The sequence below is a fragment of the Rhizobium sp. IY2 genome, assembly GCF_047532935.1.
GTDB lineage: Bacteria > Pseudomonadota > Alphaproteobacteria > Rhizobiales > Rhizobiaceae > Rhizobium > Rhizobium anhuiense.
On record NZ_JBLKNU010000003.1, the window covers coordinates 125,647 to 147,152 of the forward strand.

Below are 21,506 nucleotides of genomic sequence, written 5' to 3' on the forward strand. Positions count from 1 at the left end.
CGTGCGGATGCCCCCTCATCCGCGCTACGGGCACCTTCTCTCCGAGGGGAGAAGGGTAGCCACGTCGTTCGCCTTGTCCCCTCTCCCCTCGGGGAGAGGGTTAGGGTGAGGGGGGCTTCACGGTGTGGCTTATGCCTTCCCGGCAAACTGATCCGTCGCCCGGATCAGCCGATCGAGAATCCCGGGCTCCGAATAGGCATGGCCCGCACCCTCGATCAGATGGAACTCCGCCTTCGGCCAGGCCTTGTGCAACTGCCAGGCATATCTAGCCGGGCAGGGCATGTCGTAGCGGCCATGCACGATGACGCCGGGAATATCCTTGAGCCTGCCGGCATCGCGGATCAGCTGTCCCTCGTCCATCCAGCCGGCATTGACGAAGAAATGGTTCTCGATGCGCGCAAAGGCATAGGCGAATTCCGGCTCCTCGAACTTGCCGCTCGTCGAAGGTTCGGGCAGCAGCGTGATCGTTTCGCCTTCCCAGATACTCCAGGCCTGCGCGGCCTCGAGGCGCACCTTCCTATCCTCGTGCGTCAGGCGGCGATGATAGGCATGCATCATCTCATGCCGCTCTTCCGGCGGAATGGGAGCGATGAAGCGCTCCCACTTATCCGGGAACATTTCCGAGACGCCGAATTGATAGTACCAGTCGAGCTCGGCCTTGGTCAGCGTGTAGATACCGCGCAGGATGAGCTCGGACACGTGCTGCGGATGCGTCTCGGCATAGGCGAGCGCCAGCGTAGAACCCCAGGAGCCGCCGAACACCTGCCAGCTGTCGACGCCGGCCATTTCGCGCAGCCGCTCGATATCGGCGACGAGGTGCCAGGTCGTGTTGGCATTGAGATCCGCATGCGGCGTCGACCTGCCGCAACCGCGCTGGTCGAACAGCATGACGTCGTAAAGCGCGGGATCGAAAAGCCGGCGGTGTGCGGGCGAAAAACCGCCGCCCGGACCGCCATGGAGGAAGACGGCGGGCTTGGCGCCAGGCGTACCGGAGCGCTCCCAATAGATCACATGGCCATCGCCGACATCGAGATGGCCGGACGCATAGGGTTCGATTTCCGGATAGAGCGTGCGCAGGATCTCGGTCATATCTTCACGCCTTTCGCGGGCCAAACTTCTGTGTCGTGATCGGGATGCTGGAAGGAGATGATCGCCTCCTGCCGGGCGTAGAAATCCTGATCCTTCAGCACCGGCGCCTTGAAGATTTCCTCGACCCAGGGCAGGCGGGCCTCGTAGTTGACCTGGATCAGCGGTGCGAGGTCGCTGCGGTCGTCGAAGGTGCCGATCGCAAGCTCCAGTCCGCCCGGATGACGATAGGTCATCGGGGTGCCGCAATTGCTGCAGAAGCCGCGATCGATATTGACCGAGGACTGGAAGTAGCTCGGCTCGCCGCGCGTCCACTCCATGCCTTCCTCAGGCGCGGTGACGAGCGCCGAGAAAAAGCCGCCGAACTGCTTCTGGCACATGCGGCAATGGCAGATCGAGGGACGCCCCAACTTGCCTGAGATGCGGAAGCGCACGGCGCCGCACTGGCATCCGCCTGTCTTGATCGTGTCCGTCATGAGGTCTCTCCGAAAGGCCAGCTTTTCGTGTCGTGGTCGGGGTGCTGATGATTGCTCGCCGCGATCGCATTCTCGCGGTCGGGCGTCTCAGGCTCCGGTTCGAGCGGCAGGCCGTCCAGCGCATGAAACCAGGACATCTTCTGGCCGGTATTCGATTGCGCCACCGGCCTGACCGCGTCGGGCTCGTCGAGCGAGCCGAGCGTGAGGTTGATGAAGTCTTCGCCCGGAATGTCGTAGAACAGCGGCGTGCCGCAATCGCCGCAGAAACCGCGCCGCACCAGATCCGAGGACTGGAACCATTTTGGCGCGCCGCGCGTCATGGTGAAATCGCTGCGCTTCACGCCGGCCAGCGGCATGAAATAATTGCCGGCCGCCTTCTGACACATGCGGCAATGGCAAAGATGGGGATAGCCGAGTTCGCCTTTGGCGCGGTAACGCACCGCCCCGCATTGGCACCCGCCGCTTTTGTCCGTTTCCGTCGTCATTCGAGCTCCTTGGGGGGCCATGCCTGCGTCTCATGATCTGGATGCTGGTAGGAGACAAGCTCGAGCAGGAAGGGAGCGGCTTGCACATCCTCCTCCGTCCTGTGCCCCGGCAATTCGTGCAGATGATCGACGAAACCGATCTTGCCCTCGACGCCGAATTGGACCAGCGGCGGAAACGCCGAAGGATCGTCGAAGGCGCCCGCGGCAATCGCCATTCCATCCGGCGCTTCGTAGGTGAGCGGCGTGCCGCAATCGCCGCAGAAGCCGCGCTCGACGAAATTGGAAGAGCGAAATCTTTTCCGCTCTCCGCGGGTCCATTCGAAATCGGCGCCGCGCACCGAGACCAGCGGCGCATAATAAGCCCCGAACGCCTTCTGGCACATGCGGCAATGACAGATCGACGAATCCTTGATGTCCCCGCTGACCCGGAAACGGATCGCCCCGCATTGGCAGCCGCCGGTGTAGGTGGTCATCTCTTGACCTCCCACGTCGTCACGCGCTCGCCTGTCACCGGATCCTTGCCATCTTTCAGCTGGATACCCTTTGCCGTCAGTTCGTCGCGGATCTTGTCGGCCTCGGTGAAGTTCTTCGCCTTCAGCATTTCGAGACGCATGGCGACCAGCGCATCGATCGCCGATGCGACGGCTTCGTCGATCTCCATCTTTTTCGGCAGCAGGCCCAGAAGGTCGGCCGTTGCCGCAAAGGTGGCGCCCACGGCGGGATCCGTATGGGCGGCCTGCGCCAGTGCATGCAATGCCTGCACCGCCGCCACCGTGTTGAGATCGTCCGCCAGCGCATTCAGCACGCTTTCATCGGGCGCCGCATCGCCGGCATCTGTTGCCGGCCATTTGGCGAGCAGGCGTTCGGCCTCTTCCAGTCGCTTGATCGAGAAATCGATCGGCTCGCGGTAATGCGTCATCAGCATGGCAAGGCGCAGCACCTGGCCCGGCCATTGGCGGCCGCCGAAAGTTTCCGTGTGCAGCAATTCGTGGATGGTGACGAAATTGCCTTCGGATTTCGACATCTTGCGGCCTTCGACCTGCAGGAAGCCGTTATGCATCCAGACATTCGCCATCACTTGGGTACCATGGGCGCAGCGCGACTGGGCGATCTCGTTTTCATGATGCGGGAAGATCAGGTCCAGCCCGCCGCCGTGAATGTCGAAGACATCGCCGAGATAACGCTTGCTCATCGCCGAGCATTCGATGTGCCATCCAGGCCGGCCGCGGCCCCACGGGCTCTCCCAGCCGGGCTCGTTGTGGCTCGACAGTTTCCAGAGCACGAAATCGCCCGGGTTCTTCTTATGCGCGTCGACGGCGATGCGCGCGCCTGCCTGCTGCTCGTCGAGTGGGCGCTTCGAAAGTTGACCGTAATCCGCCATGGATTTGGTGTCGAACAGCACTTCGCCCGATGCGACATAGCCATGGCCATTACCGATCAGCTTCTCGATGATCTCGATCATCTCAGCGATGTTGTCGGTGGCGCGCGGTTCGAAATCCGGCTCCAGGCAGCCGAGTTCGGCGACATCGGCGTGAAATTGCGTTTCGGTTTTTTCGGTGACCGCGCGGATCGCCTCATTGAGTGGCAGGCCCGGGTGGTCCCGAAGTGCGCGCGCATTGATCTTGTCATCGACGTCGGTGATGTTGCGGGCGTAAATGACGTGGTCTTTGCCGTAGACATGACGCAGCAGCCGGAACAGCAAATCGAAGACGATGACCGGCCGGGCATTGCCGATATGAGCGAAGTCATAGACGGTCGGCCCGCAGACATACATGCGGACAGCGTCGGGATCGATCGGCGAAAACACCGATTTTTCCCGTGTCAGCGTGTTGTACAGCTTCAGTTCCGGCGTCGCGTCCATTCCACTCTCCCAAAGGCACGATCAGAAAAATAATGCGACCGGCGGACCGGGGCGTTTCTCATCTTGACTATTTGGGAGACGAAAACGGCCGGGCCAGCGCTCGCGCTAGCGAATAATCTTCCGGCAGATAATGCAGATAACCGTTTTCATGGCGGGTTTTATGGCCCGGTTCGCGCTTCCGGTCAAGGGGGACGAAGAGCGATCGGCGGCAACAGGATCCATCCATCCGATTCTGCCATTTTCGCGGCGCAAATCTCGCATAGCCAGATGAGAAGCTGTCGAAAATTGGGGGGAAGGGATGCGGAAACTGGCTCGATCGACGATCGGAGCAACTGCAATTCTGGTGGTCGCATTCGCGGCATATCTGGCATACGATTTCGGGATGCTTCGCTTCAACAATCCCTCTCTCGACAGCTATCCGATCCAAGGCATCGATGTCAGCCATCACCAGGGTGATATCGATTGGAAGGCGGTCGCTACGCAGGCGAATGTCCGCTTCGCCTTCATGAAGGCGACCGAAGGGGGAGATCATCGGGATTCCAAATTCGCCGACAACTGGCAGCGCGCCAGAGATGCCGGCGTGGTCAGGGGCGCTTATCATTTCTTCACCTTCTGCCGCCCGGGCAGGGATCAGGCGCAGAATGTCCTGGCGACCGTGCCGAAGGAGCAGGGAACCCTGCCCATCGCCGTCGATCTGGAGTTTGTCGGCAATTGCAACAGAGTCCCGACGCTCGAGGAAATGGCGGCCGAGGTGAGCGCCTTCTTCGCCGAACTGAAAGTCACCTTTCCCGAAAAGCCTATCTTTTACGTCACGCAGGAATTCTTCGATCAATATCTGAAAGGCAATGAATCCCGCTTCCCCGATCATTACCTGTGGCTGCGAAGCGTGTTCAGGGAGCCGAGGCAGGAAGAATGCAGCCGTTGGTCGATCTGGCAATTTGCCGATAACGGCACATTGGACGGCATTCAGGGACCGGTGGATCTCAACGTCCTATGCCCGTCGGAAACGGGCCTGGCGCATCTGTTCCCGGCCGTTGCTGCGAAGTGAGACGTCTATAGCGCCGCGCGTCTTTCTATTCCGGCAGCCGGTAATCGACGAGCTTGTTTTCCCGCACCATAAACAGTTTGCCCGTCTCCGTTACTCCGGGACCGAGCAACGGCAGGATCGCCTTCGCCACTTCGGATGGATGCGGCAATGTCTGCGGATCTTCGCCGGGGACCGCCTGCGCCCGCATCGCGGTGCGTGTCGCGCCGGGATCGACGCTGGTGATCCGCAGCGGTGTGCTTTGACTTTCGCCCGCCCATGTGCGCGCCAGCGCCTCGACGGCGGCCTTGGAGGCAGAATAGGCGCCCCAGAAGGGGCGGCATTTATGGGCAGCGCCTGAAGACAGGATGACCGCTCGGCCGGCATCGGAACGGGCGAGCAGCGGATCGACCGAGCGGATCAGCCGCCATGTCGCGGTGACGTTGATGCTCATCACCTTCTCGAACACTTTCGCTTCGATATGGCCGATCGGCGAAATGACGCCGAGCACGCCGGCATTGGCGACGAGGATGTCGAGCTTGCCCCAGCGCTCGAAGATCGAGCCGCCAAGCGCATCGATCGCATTCATGTCGGCAAGGTCGAAGGGCACGAGCGTCGCCGTGCCGCCGACGGCCTTGATCGCATCGTCGAGATCCTCGAGCCCGCCGACCGTGCGGGCGCAGGCAATCACATGGGCGCCGGCTTTGGCCAGTTCCAGCGCCGTGAAATAGCCGATGCCGCGCGACGCGCCGGTGACGAGTGCGATCTTGCCCTCAAGATTGATGTTCATGATGTCGTATTCCCCGACGAAGGGAGAGGGGTGCGGTGAACCCCTCCGGGATGGATGATAGGAAAGCCGGCCCCGGTCAGCCGTTGCTTGTCAGCCGTTGCTGGTTAGCCGTTGCTGGCAAGCATCGAAAGCTTGTTGCCCATCGACTCGCCGTTCTTGTCGAGCAGGCGGGTCGGGTAGTCACCGGTGAAATAGTGATCGGTGAATTGCGGCCGGGCCGGATTGCGATCCTCGCCGCCGACGGCGCGGTAAAGCCCGTTGATCGACAGGAAAGCCAGCGAATCCGCACCGATATATTTGGCCATGGCTTCGACATCGGCATACTGGTTTGCCAGCAGCTTTTCGGCATCGGGCGTGTCGATGCCGTAGAAATCCGGGAAGAAGATCATCGGGCTTGCGACGCGGACATGGACTTCGCGCGCGCCGGCTTCGCGGATCATCTGGACGATCTTGAGAGAGGTCGTGCCGCGCACGATGGAATCGTCCACCAGCACCACACGCTTGCCTTCGATCATCGCCCGGTTGGCCGAATGCTTCAGCTTCACGCCGAAGGCGCGGATCTGCTGCGTCGGCTCGATGAAGGTGCGGCCGACATAATGGTTGCGGATGATACCGTATTCGAAGGGAATGCCGCTCTGCTGGGCATAGCCGAGGGCTGAGGGCGTGCCGCCATCCGGCACCGGCACGATCACGTCGGCATCGACGGGCGATTCTTTGGCGAGGTTCATGCCCATGTTCTTGCGCGTCGTATAGACGTTGCGGCCGCCGACGACCGAATCCGGCCGGGCGAAATAGACATATTCGAACAGGCAGAGGCGCTCCGGCTGGGGCTTGCTGGGCTTGCGCGCATCGATGCTGATCGAGCCGTCGGGCTGGATTTCGCAGATGACGACTTCGCCGTTTTCCACGTCGCGGATGAACTTGGCGCCGATGATATCGAGCGCGCAGGTTTCCGAGCAGAAGATCGGCTTGCCGTCGAGTTCGCCCAGCACGAGCGGGCGGATGCCTGTGGGGTCACGGGCGGCAATCAGCTTCGTGCGCGTCATGGCGAGCATCGAATAGCCGCCTTCCATCTGGCGGATCGCATCGATGAAGCGGTCGGATGTGGACGCATGGCGGGAACGGGCGATGAGGTGGAGGACGACTTCGGTATCGGAGGTCGACTGACAGATGGCGCCGGTGGCGATGATCTGGCGGCGCAGCGTCAACCCGTTGGTGAAATTGCCGTTATGGGCAATGGCGATGCCGCCTTCTTCCAGTTCGGCAAAGAGCGGCTGCACGTTGCGCATGGCCACTTCGCCTGTCGTCGAGTAGCGTGTATGGCCGATCGACATGCTGCCGGGCAGGCGGGCGAGCGTCATCGGATTGGTATAGTGGTCGCCGACGAGGCCCATATGGCGCTCTTGATAAAAGCGCTTGCCGTCGAAGGAGACGATGCCGGCCGCTTCCTGTCCGCGATGCTGAAGCGCATGCAGGCCAAGCGCCGTGAGCGCTGCGGCATCGGGATGTCCCAAAATTCCGAATACCCCGCATTCTTCATGCAGCGTATCTCCGTCGAGCGGATCGTCGGTCGGGATGGCATGGGACTGGTTCATTTCTGCGGGCCTCTGCTCTCACAAGAATGGATCGGCATTTCCAGAAATAACGGAAGCCCGGCGGAGCTGGAATGCCCGACCGGACCTCATTCACATTCCGCTCAAATGGCAATTGCCTTAAGGCGGGTCAAGCTCTTGAACACTGTGTCAATTCGACGGCTGCTGTGCGCCGTCTGCAGGCGCATTCGGTGCGTCTTCCGCCGGAGCCTGGTCGCCCGTCGGCGGCGTGGTACCCTCAGTGCCCTGTGCCTGCGGCTGAAGCTTATCACGGATGCTCGCCGGTATCATCTGGGCAAATTGCTCTGGCAGAGCCGATTTCAGCTTCACGACCATCGAATCCAGGAAGGGCTTCGATTTGGCTTCGTTGACCCAGGCCGGGCGGTGATCGACATCGACCAGCCAGTTCCAGAAGGCGACGGCAACGACCAGGAGCAGCACGCCGCGGGCTGCCCCGAACAGGAAACCGAGCGTGCGATCAAGCGCGCCGACGCGGCTGTCGATGATGAAATCGGCGATCTTCATCGTGATGAAGGAGATCACGATGAGCGCGATCAGGAAGACGACCGCTGCCGAACCGATGATCGCGATGCGGTCGTCATCGGTGTATTTCTTCGCATAGGGCAGCAGGTAGGGATAGAGGTAATAGGCCGCCGCCGCCGAACCGCCCCAACTCGCGATCGAGAGGATCTCGCGCGAAAAGCCGCGGACCATCGCCAGCACGGCGGAGAAGAGCACGACGCCGATGACAATACCGTCGAAAATCGTAATGGGCATGTAAATTCAACTCCAGGACTGCCGCTTGGCGGCCGTGTCGTGCCTTATCGTGTGCCTCCTATATCATCACCAATCTTGGCAATGAAAGGATCAAACCTCGTCTTCCACACGCAACGCCCCCTTCGACCCGGCGATGCGCGCGACCAGATCCGGCAGGCTTTCGACCTCGCTCCAGCGCCCGCCGGAACCCTTCGGCAATTCGGCGGAGGCGGATGGAAGCAATGCTGCGGAAAAACCCAGCTTCTCGGCTTCCTTGAGGCGCTGGGCGGTGTGCGCAACCGGCCGGATGGCGCCCGACAGGCTGACTTCGCCGAAATAGACGCAATCGGCAGGAAGGGCAATACCGGCAAGCGAGGAAACGAGCGCCGAAGCGACGGCCAGATCGGCCGCCGGTTCGGTGATGCGGTAACCGCCGGCAACGTTGAGGTAGACGTCGTGCTGGCCGAGCCGGACGCCGCAATGGGCTTCGAGCACGGCCAGGATCATCGATAGCCGGGCCGAATCCCAGCCGACCACGGCGCGCCGCGGCGTGCCGAGCGAGGTCGGCGCCACCAGCGCCTGCACCTCGACGAGCACCGGACGTGTGCCTTCCATGCCGGCAAAGACGGCAGCACCTGGCGATTTTTCGTTGCGCTCGCCGAGGAAGAGCTCCGAGGGATTGGCGACTTCGCGCAAGCCCTTGTCGGACATTTCGAAGACGCCGATCTCGTCGGTCGGGCCGAAGCGGTTTTTGACCGTGCGCAGGATGCGGTAGTGATGGCCGCGATCGCCTTCGAAATAGAGCACGGCATCGACCATGTGCTCGACGACGCGCGGGCCGGCGATCTGCCCGTCCTTGGTCACATGCCCGACGAGCACCATGGCGGCCCCCGTCTGCTTGGCGAAACGGATCATCGCCTGCACGCCGGTGCGCACCTGCGTCACCGTTCCCGGCGCGGATTCGGCCAGTTCGCTCCACAGCGTCTGGATGGAATCGATGATGACGAGGTCCGGCCGCTTGCCCTCGGCGAGGGTCGCGAGAATATCCTCGACATTGGTTTCGGCCGCCAGCATCACGTCGGTATCGGCCGCCGCGAGGCGTTGCGCCCGCAGCCGGACCTGCGCCACGGCTTCTTCGCCGGAGACGTAGATGATCTTGTGGCCGCGCCGTGCAAGGGCGGCGGCCGCCTGCATCAGCAGCGTCGATTTGCCGATGCCGGGATCGCCGCCGATCAGCACCGCCGAGCCGCGCACGAAGCCGCCTCCAAGCGCCCGGTCGAGCTCCGACATGGCGGTGTGGATGCGCGGCGCCTCCTCGATCTCGCCGGATAGCGCCGTCAGCGCCACCGGGCGGCCCTTTTTCGGCGTCTTGCCCGGACCGGAGCCGATCCCGCCCATCGGGTCCTCTTCGACGATGGTGTTCCACTCGCCGCAGTTTTCGCATTTGCCGGCCCAGCGGTTATGAACCGTGCCGCAATTCTGGCAGATGAATTGTGTCCTGGCCTTCGCCATCAATTACTCTTTCAGTCCGGATTCCCGAGGCAAGCAGACGCGCCGCTTCATCGAATCATTGTCGTGCTTGAGATAATGGCTATCGCGACGGATCAAAACTAATGATTTCCCCATCAGCGCGCGCCGTGCCTATCCTTTGTTCTCTGCTTATCCGGAACGGTGGAAGATGTTCGATTATTCGCTCGCGCACTGGCTTGCATTTCTGTCGGCTGCGGTTTTGCTCAACCTCTCGCCCGGCCCCGACATCGCCTTCATCCTCGGTCACACGATGAGAGGCGGAAAACGTGCCGGTTTTTCCGCGTTGTTCGGCGTCTGGTCTGGCGCCTGCCTGCACGTGCTGATGGCGGCACTCGGTCTTTCCGCCGTGCTTGCCGCTTCCGCCGCCGCCTTCTCGACGGTCAAATGGATCGGCGCCGCCTATCTCGTCTGGCTGGGCATCCAGGCGTTGCGCGCCGGCGGCGGCAATGGACTGATAAAGGCTGCCGGTGAAGAAATGCCGAGCGCAAGGATCTACCGGCAGGGAATCCTGGTGTCGTTGCTCAATCCGAAGGTGGCGATCTTCTTCCTGGCCTTCCTGCCGCAATTCGTCGTCGAAGGGGCAGGACCGGCATGGGCCCAACTCCTGCTGCATGGCGGGCTTATCATTGTCGTCGCTGCCTTCATCGAGCCGCCGCTCGTCCTTCTCGGCGGGCGCCTTGCCGATGCGCTCAGGCATAATCAGAAAGTCGGGCTATGGCTCGATCGCAGCCTCGGCGCGCTTTTCGTAGCGCTCGGCGTCCGCCTTGCGCTCAGCAGCCGTTGACGGGCGAACTCTACTCCTCGGCGACATAGCGCCGCTCATGGCGGAGCCCCATGCTGGTCAGGATCTCGTATCCGATCGTGCCTGCTGCCCGCGCCACGTCGTCGACTGGCATATTCTTGCCGAACAGCTCGACATAATCCCCGGCGCGCACGGCATTGTCAGGCAGGTCGGTGATATCGAAGATCGTCAGGTCCATGGTGATCCGGCCGGCAACCGGCACCTTGTGTCCGGCGATAAAGCCTTGCCCGCCTTGCGGCACCGCTTGGCGCAGCGGCACGCCGCCGCTCGACTGGCTGCGCATATAGCCGTCGGCATAACCGGCCGAGGCGATCGCCAGCCGGCTTTTGCGGTTGAGCTGCAGCGCCCGCCCATAGCTGACGGTCTCGCCGGCCTCGACATTTCGCACCTGGATGATGCGCGCTTCCGCGGTTGCCACCGGCCGCATCGGGTTCGTCATGCCGCAGACCGCTTCGCCGCCATAGAGCGCAATGCCGGGGCGGGTCAGGTCGAAGTGATAATCCTCGCCGAGAAAGATGCCGGCCGAGGCCGCAAGACTTGAATCGATGCCTTCATAGGCGGCGCTAACCCTGTGGAATGATTCGAGCTGCCGCCGGTTCATCGCATGGCTGGGATCGTCGCCGCAGGCGAGATGGCTCATGACAAGCACCGGCGCGAAACTCGCCGGCCGCGAAACATCGTCGACGAGCGCGATCGCATCGTCGATATGTAGTCCGAGCCGATTGAAACCGGTATCGACATGCAGCGCGCAGGGGTAGTCGCCGTAATCGGCCAGCACCGCCATCCAGAAGGCGAGTTGCTCGTCGGAAGAAATCACCGGCACCAGATCATTGTCGAAGAAGCGTCGCTCGGTGCCCGGCCAGATGCCGGAGAGCACGAAGATGCGCGCCTCCGGCGCATAGAGGCGAAGGGTGACGCCCTCGTCGACGGTCGCGACGAAGAAGTCGCGGGCGCCTGCCATATAGAGCGCTTCGCCGGCATCCTCGATGCCCATGCCATAGGCATCCGCCTTGACGACGGCCGAGGCGCGCGCTGCACCGGAGCGGCGCGCCATATCGCGCCAGTTCTCCGTAAGCGCGGTCAAGTCGACGGTCAGCCGCAGGCCTGCGGAAGCGAAAAGATCGTCGTCGTCGAAGGGAATGGGAAAATCTGTCATGAATCGCCGTGAATAAATGAAAGGAAAATCACCTCACCCAGTCTAGTGAGCATTGTGGCCAAGGGAAAGCGCGGGCGGTCACATACCATCCTTTGCCGCCTGTACGATCACTTTTGTTCAAGACGCATGGCGGCTTCGGCGCTAATCTACCCGCATGCAGAACGTATCTCAGAAAGAGGCGGCGGAGGCTATGCCGCTCGCCAACGTGGAATCGGCCCGCTTTTGGCGGGACAGCCGCTTCCGTGACATGGAGTGTCTGAGCGCTACCTTTCTCACTCATGAATATGCGCCGCATGCGCACGATACATTCAGCATCGGCGCGATTGAAAGCGGCAGCCAGATCGCCACGCTGAGCGGCAGGCGGGAGGAAACCGGCCCGGGCGACCTTTATCTTATCGATCCGGGCGTCATTCATGACGGCGCTCCCGGCGGCGAGGGCTACCGCTACCGCATGATTTATCCGGACATGAAATTATTCATCGATATTCTGGAGGATGTGACGGGCAAGGCCTTTCACGCGACGCCGTCTTTTTCCGGCGGGCTTCCACGCGATCCGCAACTCGCCAATGCTTTTCACGCCGCCCACCGCACGCTCGAAAGGGGCGCAGGTGCATTGGAGTCCGATGAAAGCATGTTCTCGGTGCTGGCGGCGATCTTTGCGCGCCACGGCAGCACAATCGTCGTGCCTGTCGATACGCAGGAGCGAAGCGCCGTCGCCCGCGCGCGCGAATATCTCATCGAGAATTTCGACAGCGACGTCGGCCTTGAGGAACTGGCCGGGGTGGCGAGGTTGAGCCGCGCGCATCTCATCCGCGCCTTCCGCAAGGAATACCACATCACGCCACATGCCTTCCTGACGGACCGGCGCGTGCAGGTGGCCCGCAGGCTGCTGCGGCAGGGGCGCATGCCCGCCGATATCGCGCTCGAATGCGGTTTTGCCGATCAGGCGCATTTCTCCCGGCACTTCAAGGCGCGGACAGGCGTAACACCCGGTCAATTCCGTACTGGCTGATCACTTTCGTTCAATACGGCTGTGTCGGGCTGGGCTACTGCTCCGTGATCTCAATCAGGAGGTTGCCATGTTGCAGCAAAGCCGGCCATCCAGCGAATTTCTTACCGGCGAATTTCTTGCCGGAATGCGCGCCATCTTTCCGCTTGTCGTCGCCGTTGCTCCGATCGGTCTGGTTTTCGGCGCGATTTCGGCCACCAAGGGTCTTTCGGTGTTGGAAACGACGCTGATGAGTGCGCTGGTCTTCGCCGGCGGCTCGCAGTTCGTGGCAATGGATATATGGGCGCATCCGGCAAGCTGGGTCGGCGTCGGCTTCGCAACACTGCTGGTCAATATCCGCCATGTGCTGATGAGCGCGTCGCTCGGTATGAAGATGCAGTCCTTCTCCACCATCAAGCGCTATGCCGCCATGCTGTTTCTCGCTGACGAACTCTGGGCCATGGCGGAGTTCCGCGCCGGCAGCACACGGCTGACGCCCGTCTGGTATGCCGGCATCGTCGCGCCCTTCTATGTCGCCTGGGTCGGCTCTTCGCTCGCAGGCGCGTTGCTCGGCGTCTTTCTGGGCGATCCGGCGGTCATCGGTCTCGATTTCGCTTTTCCGGCCGTGTTTGTCGTGCTGGTCATGGGCTTCTGGAAGGGACCGGAAACGGGCGCAATTCTGGCCGCGAGCGGAATTGCAGCCGTCGCCGTCCATCATTTCGTGCCGGGCGTCTGGTATATCGCAGCCGGCGCTTTGGCCGGACTGGTGATGGCTTTCTGGAAGGGTGGGGTCCAGGAGCAGGCCGCATGACGCTTGATATCAATACCCTGCTTGCCATCCTCGCGATGGCATTCGCGACGATTTTCACGCGCATCAGCGGTCTCGTCCTCATCCGTCACGTGCAGCTGGACGAGCGCTGGAAAACGGCGATTGAGGCGATCCCGCCTGCGGTCCTGATGGCCGTGATCGCTCCGACCGCCTTTGCGACCGGCTGGGCGGAGACACTGGCATGTGCCGCAACGGCGCTGGCCGCCCGCCGCCTGCCGATGCTTGCCAGCGTCGTCGGCGGCGTTGTGACGGTGGCCTTGTTGCGGGCCACAGGTTTCTAGGGGAAATTGACCCGGAAAACCGCGTCAATGTTCCTCGTACTGTGTGAAGGAGGGATCGGCGAGATCGGCGAAGCGGGTGAATTCCGACTGGAAGGCGAGCTTCACCGTGCCTGTCGGCCCGTGGCGCTGCTTGGCGATGATGACGTCGGCCGTACCTTTTACCTTGTCGAACAGCGCTTCCCATTCCGGATATTTCGGATCGTGGATGTCGCGCGGCTCCGAATTTTTGACGTAGTATTCCTCGCGGAACACGAACAACACGACGTCGGCGTCCTGCTCGATCGAGCCGGATTCGCGAAGGTCGGAAAGCTGCGGGCGCTTGTCGTCGCGGCTTTCGACCTGACGCGAGAGCTGCGACAGCGCGATGATCGGAACGTTGAGCTCCTTGCCGAGCGCCTTCAGGCCGGTGGTGATCTGGGTGATTTCCTGGACGCGGTTGTCGCTGGATTTGCCCGAGCCGGTCATCAGCTGGATGTAGTCGACCACAAGCACGTCGAGGCCGCGCTGGCGCTTGAGGCGGCGGGCGCGCGCCGAAAGCTGGGCGATCGAAATACCGCCGGTCTGGTCGATATAGAGCGGCACTTTCTGCATCATCATCGAGCAGGCGACGAGCTTTTCAAAATCGGCATCGTTGATGTCGCCGCGGCGGATCTTCGAGGAGGAGACTTCCGTCTGCTCGGAGATGATACGGGTGGCGAGCTGTTCGGACGACATTTCGAGCGAATAGAAGCCGACGACGCCGCCGTTCTTCGCTTTCATGCTGCCGTCCGACTGGACTTCGCCTTCGTAGGCGGCGGCGATATTATAGGCGATATTGGTGGCAAGCGAGGTCTTGCCCATGCCGGGACGTCCGGCCAGCACGATCAAGTCCGAACGCTGCAGGCCACCCATCTTGGAATCCAGCGAATGGATGCCGGTGGAAATGCCGGAAAGCCCGCCATCGCGTTCCTTGGCGACGGCCGCCATGTCGATCGCCAGCGCAACGGCATCGTTGAAGGCCTGGAATCCGCCGTCGTAGCGGCCGTTTTCCGCCAGTTCGAAGAGGCGGCGTTCGGTATCTTCGATCTGCGACTGCGGCGGCATGTCGAGCGGCGCGTCATAGGCGATGTTGACGACGTCCTCGCCGATGGTGATCAGCGCCCGGCGCAGCGCCAGGTCGTAGATCGCCCGGCCGTAATCCTCGGCATTGATGACGGTGACGGCGTTGCTGACGAGGCTCGCCAGATATTGCGAAACCGTCATGTCGCCGACCTTCTCGTCGGCCTTCAGGAAGGTCTTGATCGTCACCGGATTGGCGATCTTGCCCATGCGGATGATATCGCCGGCAACCTCGAAGATCTTCCGATGCAGCGGTTCATAGAGATGGATAGGCTTCAGGAAGTCCGACACCCGGTAATAGGCGTCGTTGTTCATCAGGATCGCGCCCAGAAGCGCCTGCTCGGCTTCGATATTGTTGGGTGCTTCGCGATAATGCTGCTCCGACGGAGCAACGGCTGCAATCTTTCGAGCGGCGTCGTTCATCATCATCCGTTCTGTCTTTTTCCAGCTCCGGATTTGCAATTCCGGACGCGAAAATCAAGAGGCTGCGAAAGGAGCGGGAGCTCTCTTCGCCTAAATCCTGAACGCTGTGCACGTTGTTCGACTTCTCCACAGCCCTGGGCGACACAAAGGAGAAATACCGGCAGTGTCACCCGCACGACACGGTCTGGCGCCGACTCAGCGCATCCGTTTCGGAGAAGGGTATTTTAGCGTGGCGCGATAAGGCGCGCAGCAAAAACATCCAGGAAATCCCCTTAAAAAAGCGACCCCGATCGGCCGCGCCTGTCGAAGGGGTGGAAAACGGTCTGTCGAAGGTGTGTAAACGAAAAAGCCCGGCGCGATGGCCGGGCTTTCTCTCTCGTGGATCGCTCCGACGAAAATTATGCTTCGTCTTCGTCGACGCCGTCGGCTTCCGGATCGAAGAAGTCTTCCGGACGCAGCGCGTCTTCGTCGACGCCGTAGATCGCGTCGACCGAGGTGAGTTCTTCACCCTTGGCCTGGCGCTCTGCCTCTTCGGCAGAACGGGCAACGTTCAGCTCGACGTGGATTTCGACTTCGGCGTGCAGTTGCAGCTCGACCTTGTGCAGGCCGATCGACTTGATCGGCGTGTTGAGGTGGACCTGGTTGCGGCCGATGTTGAAGCCTTCGGCGGCGAGGATCTCGACGACGTCACGGGCGGCGACCGAACCGTAGAGCTGGCCGGTTTCGCCGGCGGAACGCACGACGATGAAGGACTTGCCGTCGAGAACGTCGGCGACCTTCTGGGCTTCCGACTTGCGCTCGAGGTTGCGGGCTTCGAGCGTCGCACGCTCGGCTTCGAAGCGGGTCTTGTTGGCGGCGTTGGCGCGCAGCGCCTTGCCGAGCGGCAGCAGGTAGTTACGGGCAAAGCCGTCGCGAACCTTGACGGTTTCGCCCATCTGGCCGAGCTTGGAGATGCGTTCGAGAAGAATGACTTCCATTTTCTTTTTCCTTTCTTGTGTCTCAGATTTTCGTATCGGGTTGTTTGGGGGCATCAGCATCTTTCGTCGGGGTCAGCGCGATCGCCTTGCGCGTATCGCTGAGACCAAGGACGAGGATGAGGAGAGCTGGCAGCAGCATGAGCATCGAAGCCAGGTAGCTAAGGATGAGGGCCGGCATGCGCCAGTCCTTGCCGCGCGTGCGGAAATGCAGCGAGGCGAAACCGGAGAGCATGAAACCGGCGCCGAAGGTGCCGATCACGGTCGCGCCGACCAGCGCCGGAACGCCGCCGAAGAAGCAGGCGGCAAGCCCGGCCAGGAAGATGAAGATCGAGTTGCGGTTCATGCGCAGAGACGAGGGAATGTCCTCGCGCGGGCGAAGGCCGCGGCCGGAGGCTGAGACGATGCGCACCGCAAAATAATAGGCAGCAAACAGCATGGAGACCCACATGCCGCCCTGCAAAGCCGGCAGCATCAGCAGGATCAGCGATTTGGTCTGCGCGGTCGCCGCCGGATCGGGCATGAATTCCGGCTGCTGCTGTTTGAGCGAGGTGATCAGCAGGTCGACGATCGGATCGGTGATCTCAGGCCCGTAGCCGATGATCACGCCGATGACGATGACGGCGAGCGTCACCAGGCCGCAGAGATGCAGCAGGATATCGGAGAGCGGATACCAGGCAAGCAGGTGGTCGGGGCCACCGAGTTCGGAGGCGGGACGCGCGAGATTGGCGAGATGGCTCAGCCAGCCGGCCGGCAGAAGCGTCACCAGCGTCATGATCAGCGCGAAGGAAGGCGAGATCAAGATCGCGCCGAGTGCGGCAGCGGTGGTGACGGCCGAGATCGCCGCGGCATTGCCCCATCCGAGCCCGACGATCAGGATCGGCAGCGCTGAAGCCGTGTAGAGAAGCGCGCTGAAAAACGACGGCTGCATGCTCGCGCCCAGCACCAGCAGGGCGGCGGTCAATCCGGCGAGTGCGCCGATCAGCAGCGTTCTAATGTTTAGTCGTTTCAAGGTCGCTGTCCTGCTTCATCAAGCAGTTAGAGAATGTTGCTGAATCGAATTCAGAAACGTCTCAACATGGGTTTTAAGAGTTCCGATCCGCGCCCATCGCGAAAGGGAGAAGGGAAGGCACGAATGCCTTCCCTCAATGGTATTGGTGTCGGCCGATCAGGCGACGACGTAGGGCAGCAGGCCGAGGAAACGGGCGCGCTTGATCGCCTGGGCGAGTTCGCGCTGCTTCTTCTGGGAAACCGCCGTGATGCGGGACGGAACGATCTTGCCGCGCTCGGAAATGTAGCGCTGCAGCAGACGTACGTCCTTGTAGTCGATCCGCGGCGCGTTGGCGCCGGAGAACGGGCAGGTCTTGCGGCGGCGATGGAACGGGCGGCGGACCGGAGCGGAGGAAGTTTCAGACATATCTCGGATCTCCCTTATACACGGTCTTCGCGCGGACGGCGCGGACGGTCGTCACGGTCGCCGAAGCCACCTTCACGCGGCGGACGCGGGCCACGGTCGCGATCACCGAAGCCGCCTTCACGCGGGCCACGGCCGCCTTCACGCGGACGGTCGTCACGGTCGCGCTTCTGCATCATGGCAGACGGACCTTCTTCATGCTTCTCGACGGCGATCGTCATGTAGCGAAGAACGTCTTCGCTGATGCGCATCTGACGTTCCATTTCCTGGACGGCAGCAGCCGGTGCATCGATGTCCATCAGGGCGTAGTGCGCCTTGCGGTTCTTCTTGATGCGGTAGGTGAGGGACTTGAGGCCCCAATTCTCGATACGCCCGACTTTACCGCCGTTTGCTTCGATCACACCCTTGTACTGTTCTACGAGGGCATCGACCTGCTGAGCGGAAATATCCTGCCGGGCAAGGAATACATGTTCATAAAGAGCCATGACAGCTTTGCCTTTCTTGCGTTTGGTTCAACCCGATATTCGGCGGCTAAGCCTCAACGACTGCTCCTGATTGGGTAAACCCAGGCAAGAAAGCGTTTCCGAGACGGTCGAGAGCGGAGACACGGGAGGCTGGAACGCTTCCGTTCCGAACGATTTCCAAAAAGAAACCGGCCCTCCGTTCAGCCACCAGCCAGAAGACCGGGTTAACGAACAGGGCGGCTTATACGGATTTTTTGGGCAAAGGCAAGTGCAATCGGACCCGACGCAAACCGATGGTCGGCGTCGGGGGGCGTTACGGCAAGATGATCAAAGCGTCAGCGGATACTGGCGGTGCACCTTGGCGATCTCCGCCAGGACTTCGTGAGAGAGCGTCAGTTCGGCCGCGCCGATATCGACTTTCAGCTGCTCCATCGAGGTTGCGCCGATGATGACCGAGGCCATGAACGGCCTTGATCGGCAGAAGGCGAGCGCCATGGCCGCCGGGTCGAGGCCGAAGGTTGCGGCGATCTGCAGGTAGGCTTTGGTCGCCGGTTCCTGCAACGGCTGCAGGCGACCGCCGATATCGGGGTTGATCGAACCGCGCGAACCCTTCGGCCTGCCGCCATCTACATATTTGCCGGACAGGATGCCGCCGGCAAGCGGCGAATAGGCGAGCAGCCCGACATCCTCGTGATGCGAGAGTTCGGCGAGGTCGAGATCGAAATGACGGTAGAGCAGGTTATATTCGTTCTGGACGCTGGCAACGCGCGGCAAGCTCTTCTGTTCGGAAAGCGTCAGATATTTCTGTATGCCCCAGGTGGTTTCGTTGGAAAGGCCGATCGCGCGGATCTTGCCTTCCTGCACCAGCGCGCCGAGCGTTTCCAGGATGTCGAGCATGTTGGCGACGGCCTTGTCGCGATCCTGGTTGAAGGGATTGTAGCTCCAGTTCTGGCGGAAATGGAAATGGCCGCGGTTCGGCCAGTGGACCTGGTAGAGATCGACGTAATCGGTCTTCAGCCGCGCCAGGCTGGCCTCGAGCGCCAGTCGGATATTCTTTGCATCGGCGCCTTGGCCGCCGCGAATATAGTCGCGGCCGCGGCCTGCAACCTTGGTGGCGAGCACGATATCCCCGCGCTTGCCGGTCTTTTCGAACCAGCTGCCGATATAGTCTTCGGTCCAGCCCTGCGTTTCGGCCGAAACCGGCGTGGTCGGATAAAGCTCGGCCGTGTCGAAGAAATTGACGCCTTTTTCGACGGCGTAGTCCATCTGCGCATGCGCGTCGGCTTCGCTGTTCTGCGAACCCCAGGTCATCGTGCCAAGGCAGATCTCTGAAACGGAAATCTCGGTGCGGCCTAGTGAATTGTACTTCATGGAAAAACCTTGGAAGAGAGGTGAAAGCCTTGGGAGGGTCCGCGCAAATCTAGGCTGGATTTGGCCGAGCGCAAGAGCAAAAACCGGGCTTTTGCGCGCGTGCGAAAGGCTTTGCGCAGAAGGGGCCGCCACTTGACTCTGCCGGAAAGAATGTCAATTGGAGGCAAAACAGCCTCAAGGGGCGCAATCAGGGACATGAAAATGACCATCGCTTTCACTTTTCCCGGCCAGGGCAGTCAGGCCGTCGGCATGGGCAAGGATCTCGCCGAGAATTTTGCCGAAGCCCGCGCCGTCTTCGACGAGGTCGACGAGGCACTCGGTGAAAAGCTTTCGGACGTCATGTTCAATGGTCCCGAGGATACGTTGACCTTGACGGCGAACGCCCAGCCGGCGCTGATGGCCGTCTCGATCGCGGTCGTCCGCGTTCTTGAAGCCAAGGGGCTGGATCTGAAGTCCAAGGTCGCCTATGTCGCCGGCCACTCGCTCGGCGAATATTCGGCACTTTGCGCCGCCGGCACTTTCTCGCTCGCCGATACTGCGCGGCTTTTGCGCATCCGCGGCAATGCCATGCAGGCGGCCGTCCCCGTCGGCGTCGGCGCCATGGCCGCGATCATCGGCCTCGAACACGCCGACGTCGTTGCCGTCTGCGAGGCAGCGGCTGCCGTCGGCGCCTGCCAGATCGCCAACGACAATGGCGGCGGCCAGATCGTCATCTCTGGTGAGAAGGCCGCCGTCGAAAAGGCCGCCGGCCTTGCGACCGACAAGGGCGCCAAGCGTGCCATTCTGCTGCCGGTCTCCGCTCCCTTCCATTCGACGCTGATGGCGCCGGCCGCCGACGCCATGCGCGAAGCACTGGCAACGGTTTCGAAATCCGATCCGGTCGTGCCCCTCATTGCCAATGTGCGTGCCGCCCCCGTGACCGGCGCCGACGAGATCGCCGGCCTCCTGGTCGAGCAGGTCACCGGCCAGGTCCGCTGGCGCGAGACGGTGGAATGGTTCGCCGGAAATGGCGTCACGACGCTTTATGAACTCGGTTCCGGCAAGGTGCTGACCGGCCTTGCCCGTCGCATCGACAAAACGATCAACGGCATCTCCGTCAACGGTCCGGCGGATATCGACGCGGCCGTCGCCGCCCTCATGGCCTGATTGGTATCTCCAGATATAAGGAACGTTTCCATGTTCGATCTTTCCGGCCGCAAGGCTCTCGTCACCGGCGCATCGGGTGGTATCGGCGAGGAAATCGCCCGCCTTCTTCATAAGCAGGGCGCTATCGTCGGCCTCCACGGCACCCGCGTCGAGAAGCTGGAAGCGCTGGCCGCCGAACTCGGCGAGCGCGTCAAGATCTTCCCGGCCAACCTCTCCGACCGCGATGAGGTCAAGGCGCTCGGCCAGAAGGCCGAGGCCGACCTCGAAGGCGTCGACATTCTCGTCAACAATGCCGGCATCACCCGCGACGGCTTGTTCGTGCGCATGAGCGACGAGGACTGGGACAGCGTGCTCGAAGTCAACCTGACGTCGACCTTCCGCCTGACGCGCGAATTGACGCATCCGATGATGCGTCGCCGCTATGGCCGCATCATCAACATCACATCGGTCGTCGGCGTCACCGGCAATCCGGGCCAGGCCAATTACTGCGCCTCCAAGGCTGGCATGATCGGCTTCACCAAGTCGCTGGCGCAGGAAATTGCCACCCGCAACGTGACGGTCAACTGCGTGGCGCCCGGTTTTATCGAGAGCGCCATGACCGGCAAGCTGAACGACAAGCAGAAGGAAGCGATCATGGGAGCGATCCCGATGAAGCGCATGGGTACGGGCGGCGAGGTCGCTTCGGCGGTCGCTTATCTTGCCTCCTCCGAGGCTGCTTACATGACGGGCCAGACGCTGCACGTAAACGGCGGCATGGCGATGATCTGAAACGACAAACTGTTGGCATGGGTATAATTCCGCCAATAGCATGTTGAGCAATCACGAACCGTTGATTTTCTGGCTTTGCGGCAGACATAAAGCATGTTAAGCGGGCCATGACTGTGAACAGTCGTCCCGAGAAAGCAGACGGACCGGCGGGCTTTTTGCAAGCCTGGGACATCTCTGAAGCCGGGTAAACGA

Annotated in this window: 23 protein-coding genes; 7 read left to right on the forward strand and 16 right to left on the reverse strand. The window is 61.8% G+C overall.

The features are described from left to right. Window positions 1-129 precede the first annotated feature (129 nt). Genes pip through cysS form a run of 5 tightly spaced genes read right to left on the reverse strand, consistent with a single transcriptional unit; the run spans window position 130 to window position 3,908 of the window. A complete protein-coding gene (gene pip / locus ACMUVN_RS14255; RefSeq protein ID WP_028756966.1) occupies window positions 130-1,089 on the reverse strand; it encodes a prolyl aminopeptidase in 960 nt (319 codons plus the stop codon). Next, the gene (locus tag ACMUVN_RS14260; RefSeq protein WP_028756965.1) at window positions 1,086-1,562 is read right to left on the reverse strand and encodes a GFA family protein; all 477 of its coding nucleotides are present in this window, start codon (window positions 1,560-1,562) and stop codon (window positions 1,086-1,088) included. The genes pip and ACMUVN_RS14260 overlap by 4 nt, the downstream gene beginning before the upstream one ends. Continuing rightward, window positions 1,559-2,047, reverse strand: coding sequence for a GFA family protein (locus ACMUVN_RS14265; protein ID WP_063474252.1), 489 nt, complete (start codon window positions 2,045-2,047; stop codon window positions 1,559-1,561). Before ACMUVN_RS14265 ends, ACMUVN_RS14260 begins: the two co-directional genes overlap by 4 nt. Beyond that, window positions 2,044-2,520 carry a GFA family protein gene (locus ACMUVN_RS14270; protein WP_414815194.1) on the reverse strand — a complete coding sequence of 159 codons (477 nt, stop codon included), beginning with the start codon at window positions 2,518-2,520 and terminating at the stop codon, window positions 2,044-2,046. Before ACMUVN_RS14270 ends, ACMUVN_RS14265 begins: the two co-directional genes overlap by 4 nt. Then, window positions 2,517-3,908: a cysteine--tRNA ligase gene (gene cysS, locus ACMUVN_RS14275; RefSeq protein WP_414815195.1), complete on the reverse strand. Its 1,392-nt coding sequence runs from the start codon at window positions 3,906-3,908 to the stop codon at window positions 2,517-2,519. Before cysS ends, ACMUVN_RS14270 begins: the two co-directional genes overlap by 4 nt. A gap of 298 nt (window positions 3,909-4,206) precedes the next feature. Here cysS and ACMUVN_RS14280 point away from each other — a divergent pair, with 298 nt between their 5' ends. Continuing rightward, the gene (locus ACMUVN_RS14280) at window positions 4,207-4,956 is read left to right on the forward strand and encodes a GH25 family lysozyme (RefSeq protein ID WP_028756961.1); all 750 of its coding nucleotides are present in this window, start codon (window positions 4,207-4,209) and stop codon (window positions 4,954-4,956) included. 25 nt (window positions 4,957-4,981) lie between these two features. On the opposite strand, the gene ACMUVN_RS14285 is transcribed toward ACMUVN_RS14280, so the two are convergent. The 4 genes from ACMUVN_RS14285 to radA form a co-directional block, all read right to left on the reverse strand. Beyond that, complete coding sequence (locus ACMUVN_RS14285) at window positions 4,982-5,722, reverse strand: SDR family NAD(P)-dependent oxidoreductase (RefSeq protein WP_028756960.1); 741 nt, start codon at window positions 5,720-5,722, stop codon at window positions 4,982-4,984. A gap of 104 nt (window positions 5,723-5,826) precedes the next feature. Continuing rightward, complete coding sequence (gene purF, locus ACMUVN_RS14290) at window positions 5,827-7,317, reverse strand: amidophosphoribosyltransferase (protein WP_414815196.1); 1,491 nt, start codon at window positions 7,315-7,317, stop codon at window positions 5,827-5,829. 147 nt (window positions 7,318-7,464) lie between these two features. Next, entirely contained in the window at window positions 7,465-8,091 is a 627-nt protein-coding gene (locus ACMUVN_RS14295) for a CvpA family protein (RefSeq protein WP_414815197.1), read from the reverse strand. A gap of 90 nt (window positions 8,092-8,181) precedes the next feature. Further along, window positions 8,182-9,582: a DNA repair protein RadA gene (gene radA, locus ACMUVN_RS14300; RefSeq protein ID WP_028756957.1), complete on the reverse strand. Its 1,401-nt coding sequence runs from the start codon at window positions 9,580-9,582 to the stop codon at window positions 8,182-8,184. Between the two features lie 166 nt (window positions 9,583-9,748). On the opposite strand from radA, the gene ACMUVN_RS14305 reads away from it, so the two are divergent. Next, entirely contained in the window at window positions 9,749-10,384 is a 636-nt protein-coding gene (locus ACMUVN_RS14305) for a LysE family translocator (RefSeq protein WP_028756956.1), read from the forward strand. Window positions 10,385-10,394: 10 nt separating this feature from the next. On the opposite strand, the gene alr is transcribed toward ACMUVN_RS14305, so the two are convergent. Then, a complete protein-coding gene (gene alr / locus ACMUVN_RS14310) occupies window positions 10,395-11,558 on the reverse strand; it encodes an alanine racemase (RefSeq protein ID WP_018241436.1) in 1,164 nt (387 codons plus the stop codon). Window positions 11,559-11,748: 190 nt separating this feature from the next. On the opposite strand from alr, the gene ACMUVN_RS14315 reads away from it, so the two are divergent. The 3 genes from ACMUVN_RS14315 to ACMUVN_RS14325 all read left to right on the forward strand — a co-directional run bounded on the left by ACMUVN_RS14315 (window position 11,749) and on the right by ACMUVN_RS14325 (window position 13,656). Then, window positions 11,749-12,570, forward strand: coding sequence for an AraC family transcriptional regulator (locus ACMUVN_RS14315; RefSeq protein ID WP_028756955.1), 822 nt, complete (start codon window positions 11,749-11,751; stop codon window positions 12,568-12,570). 67 nt (window positions 12,571-12,637) lie between these two features. Further along, complete coding sequence (locus tag ACMUVN_RS14320; RefSeq protein WP_028756954.1) at window positions 12,638-13,357, forward strand: AzlC family ABC transporter permease; 720 nt, start codon at window positions 12,638-12,640, stop codon at window positions 13,355-13,357. Further along, window positions 13,354-13,656: an AzlD family protein gene (locus tag ACMUVN_RS14325; RefSeq protein ID WP_028756953.1), complete on the forward strand. Its 303-nt coding sequence runs from the start codon at window positions 13,354-13,356 to the stop codon at window positions 13,654-13,656. Before ACMUVN_RS14320 ends, ACMUVN_RS14325 begins: the two co-directional genes overlap by 4 nt. 24 nt (window positions 13,657-13,680) lie before the next feature. On the opposite strand, the gene ACMUVN_RS14330 is transcribed toward ACMUVN_RS14325, so the two are convergent. From ACMUVN_RS14330 to ACMUVN_RS14355, 6 genes are all read right to left on the reverse strand, one after another. After that, entirely contained in the window at window positions 13,681-15,177 is a 1,497-nt protein-coding gene (locus ACMUVN_RS14330) for a replicative DNA helicase (RefSeq protein WP_025393962.1), read from the reverse strand. 398 nt (window positions 15,178-15,575) lie between these two features. Next, a complete protein-coding gene (gene rplI / locus ACMUVN_RS14335) occupies window positions 15,576-16,154 on the reverse strand; it encodes a 50S ribosomal protein L9 (protein ID WP_028756952.1) in 579 nt (192 codons plus the stop codon). A gap of 22 nt (window positions 16,155-16,176) precedes the next feature. Then, window positions 16,177-17,163, reverse strand: a complete 987-nt coding sequence (locus tag ACMUVN_RS14340; RefSeq protein WP_047616315.1) for a DUF2232 domain-containing protein — start codon at window positions 17,161-17,163, stop codon at window positions 16,177-16,179. A 156-nt stretch (window positions 17,164-17,319) separates the two neighbouring features. Beyond that, on the reverse strand, window positions 17,320-17,568 hold the full coding sequence (rpsR, locus tag ACMUVN_RS14345; protein WP_003547038.1) for a 30S ribosomal protein S18: 249 nt from the start codon (window positions 17,566-17,568) through the stop codon (window positions 17,320-17,322). 14 nt (window positions 17,569-17,582) lie between these two features. Continuing rightward, a complete protein-coding gene (rpsF, locus tag ACMUVN_RS14350; RefSeq protein ID WP_003547040.1) occupies window positions 17,583-18,050 on the reverse strand; it encodes a 30S ribosomal protein S6 in 468 nt (155 codons plus the stop codon). Between the two features lie 306 nt (window positions 18,051-18,356). Continuing rightward, window positions 18,357-19,400 carry an aldo/keto reductase gene (locus ACMUVN_RS14355; protein WP_028756969.1) on the reverse strand — a complete coding sequence of 348 codons (1,044 nt, stop codon included), beginning with the start codon at window positions 19,398-19,400 and terminating at the stop codon, window positions 18,357-18,359. Window positions 19,401-19,601: 201 nt separating this feature from the next. Here ACMUVN_RS14355 and fabD point away from each other — a divergent pair, with 201 nt between their 5' ends. Continuing rightward, a complete protein-coding gene (fabD, locus tag ACMUVN_RS14360; protein WP_097595056.1) occupies window positions 19,602-20,546 on the forward strand; it encodes an ACP S-malonyltransferase in 945 nt (314 codons plus the stop codon). 30 nt (window positions 20,547-20,576) lie between these two features. After that, entirely contained in the window at window positions 20,577-21,314 is a 738-nt protein-coding gene (gene fabG / locus ACMUVN_RS14365) for a 3-oxoacyl-[acyl-carrier-protein] reductase (RefSeq protein ID WP_028756972.1), read from the forward strand. The last annotated feature ends 192 nt before the right edge of the window (window positions 21,315-21,506 follow it).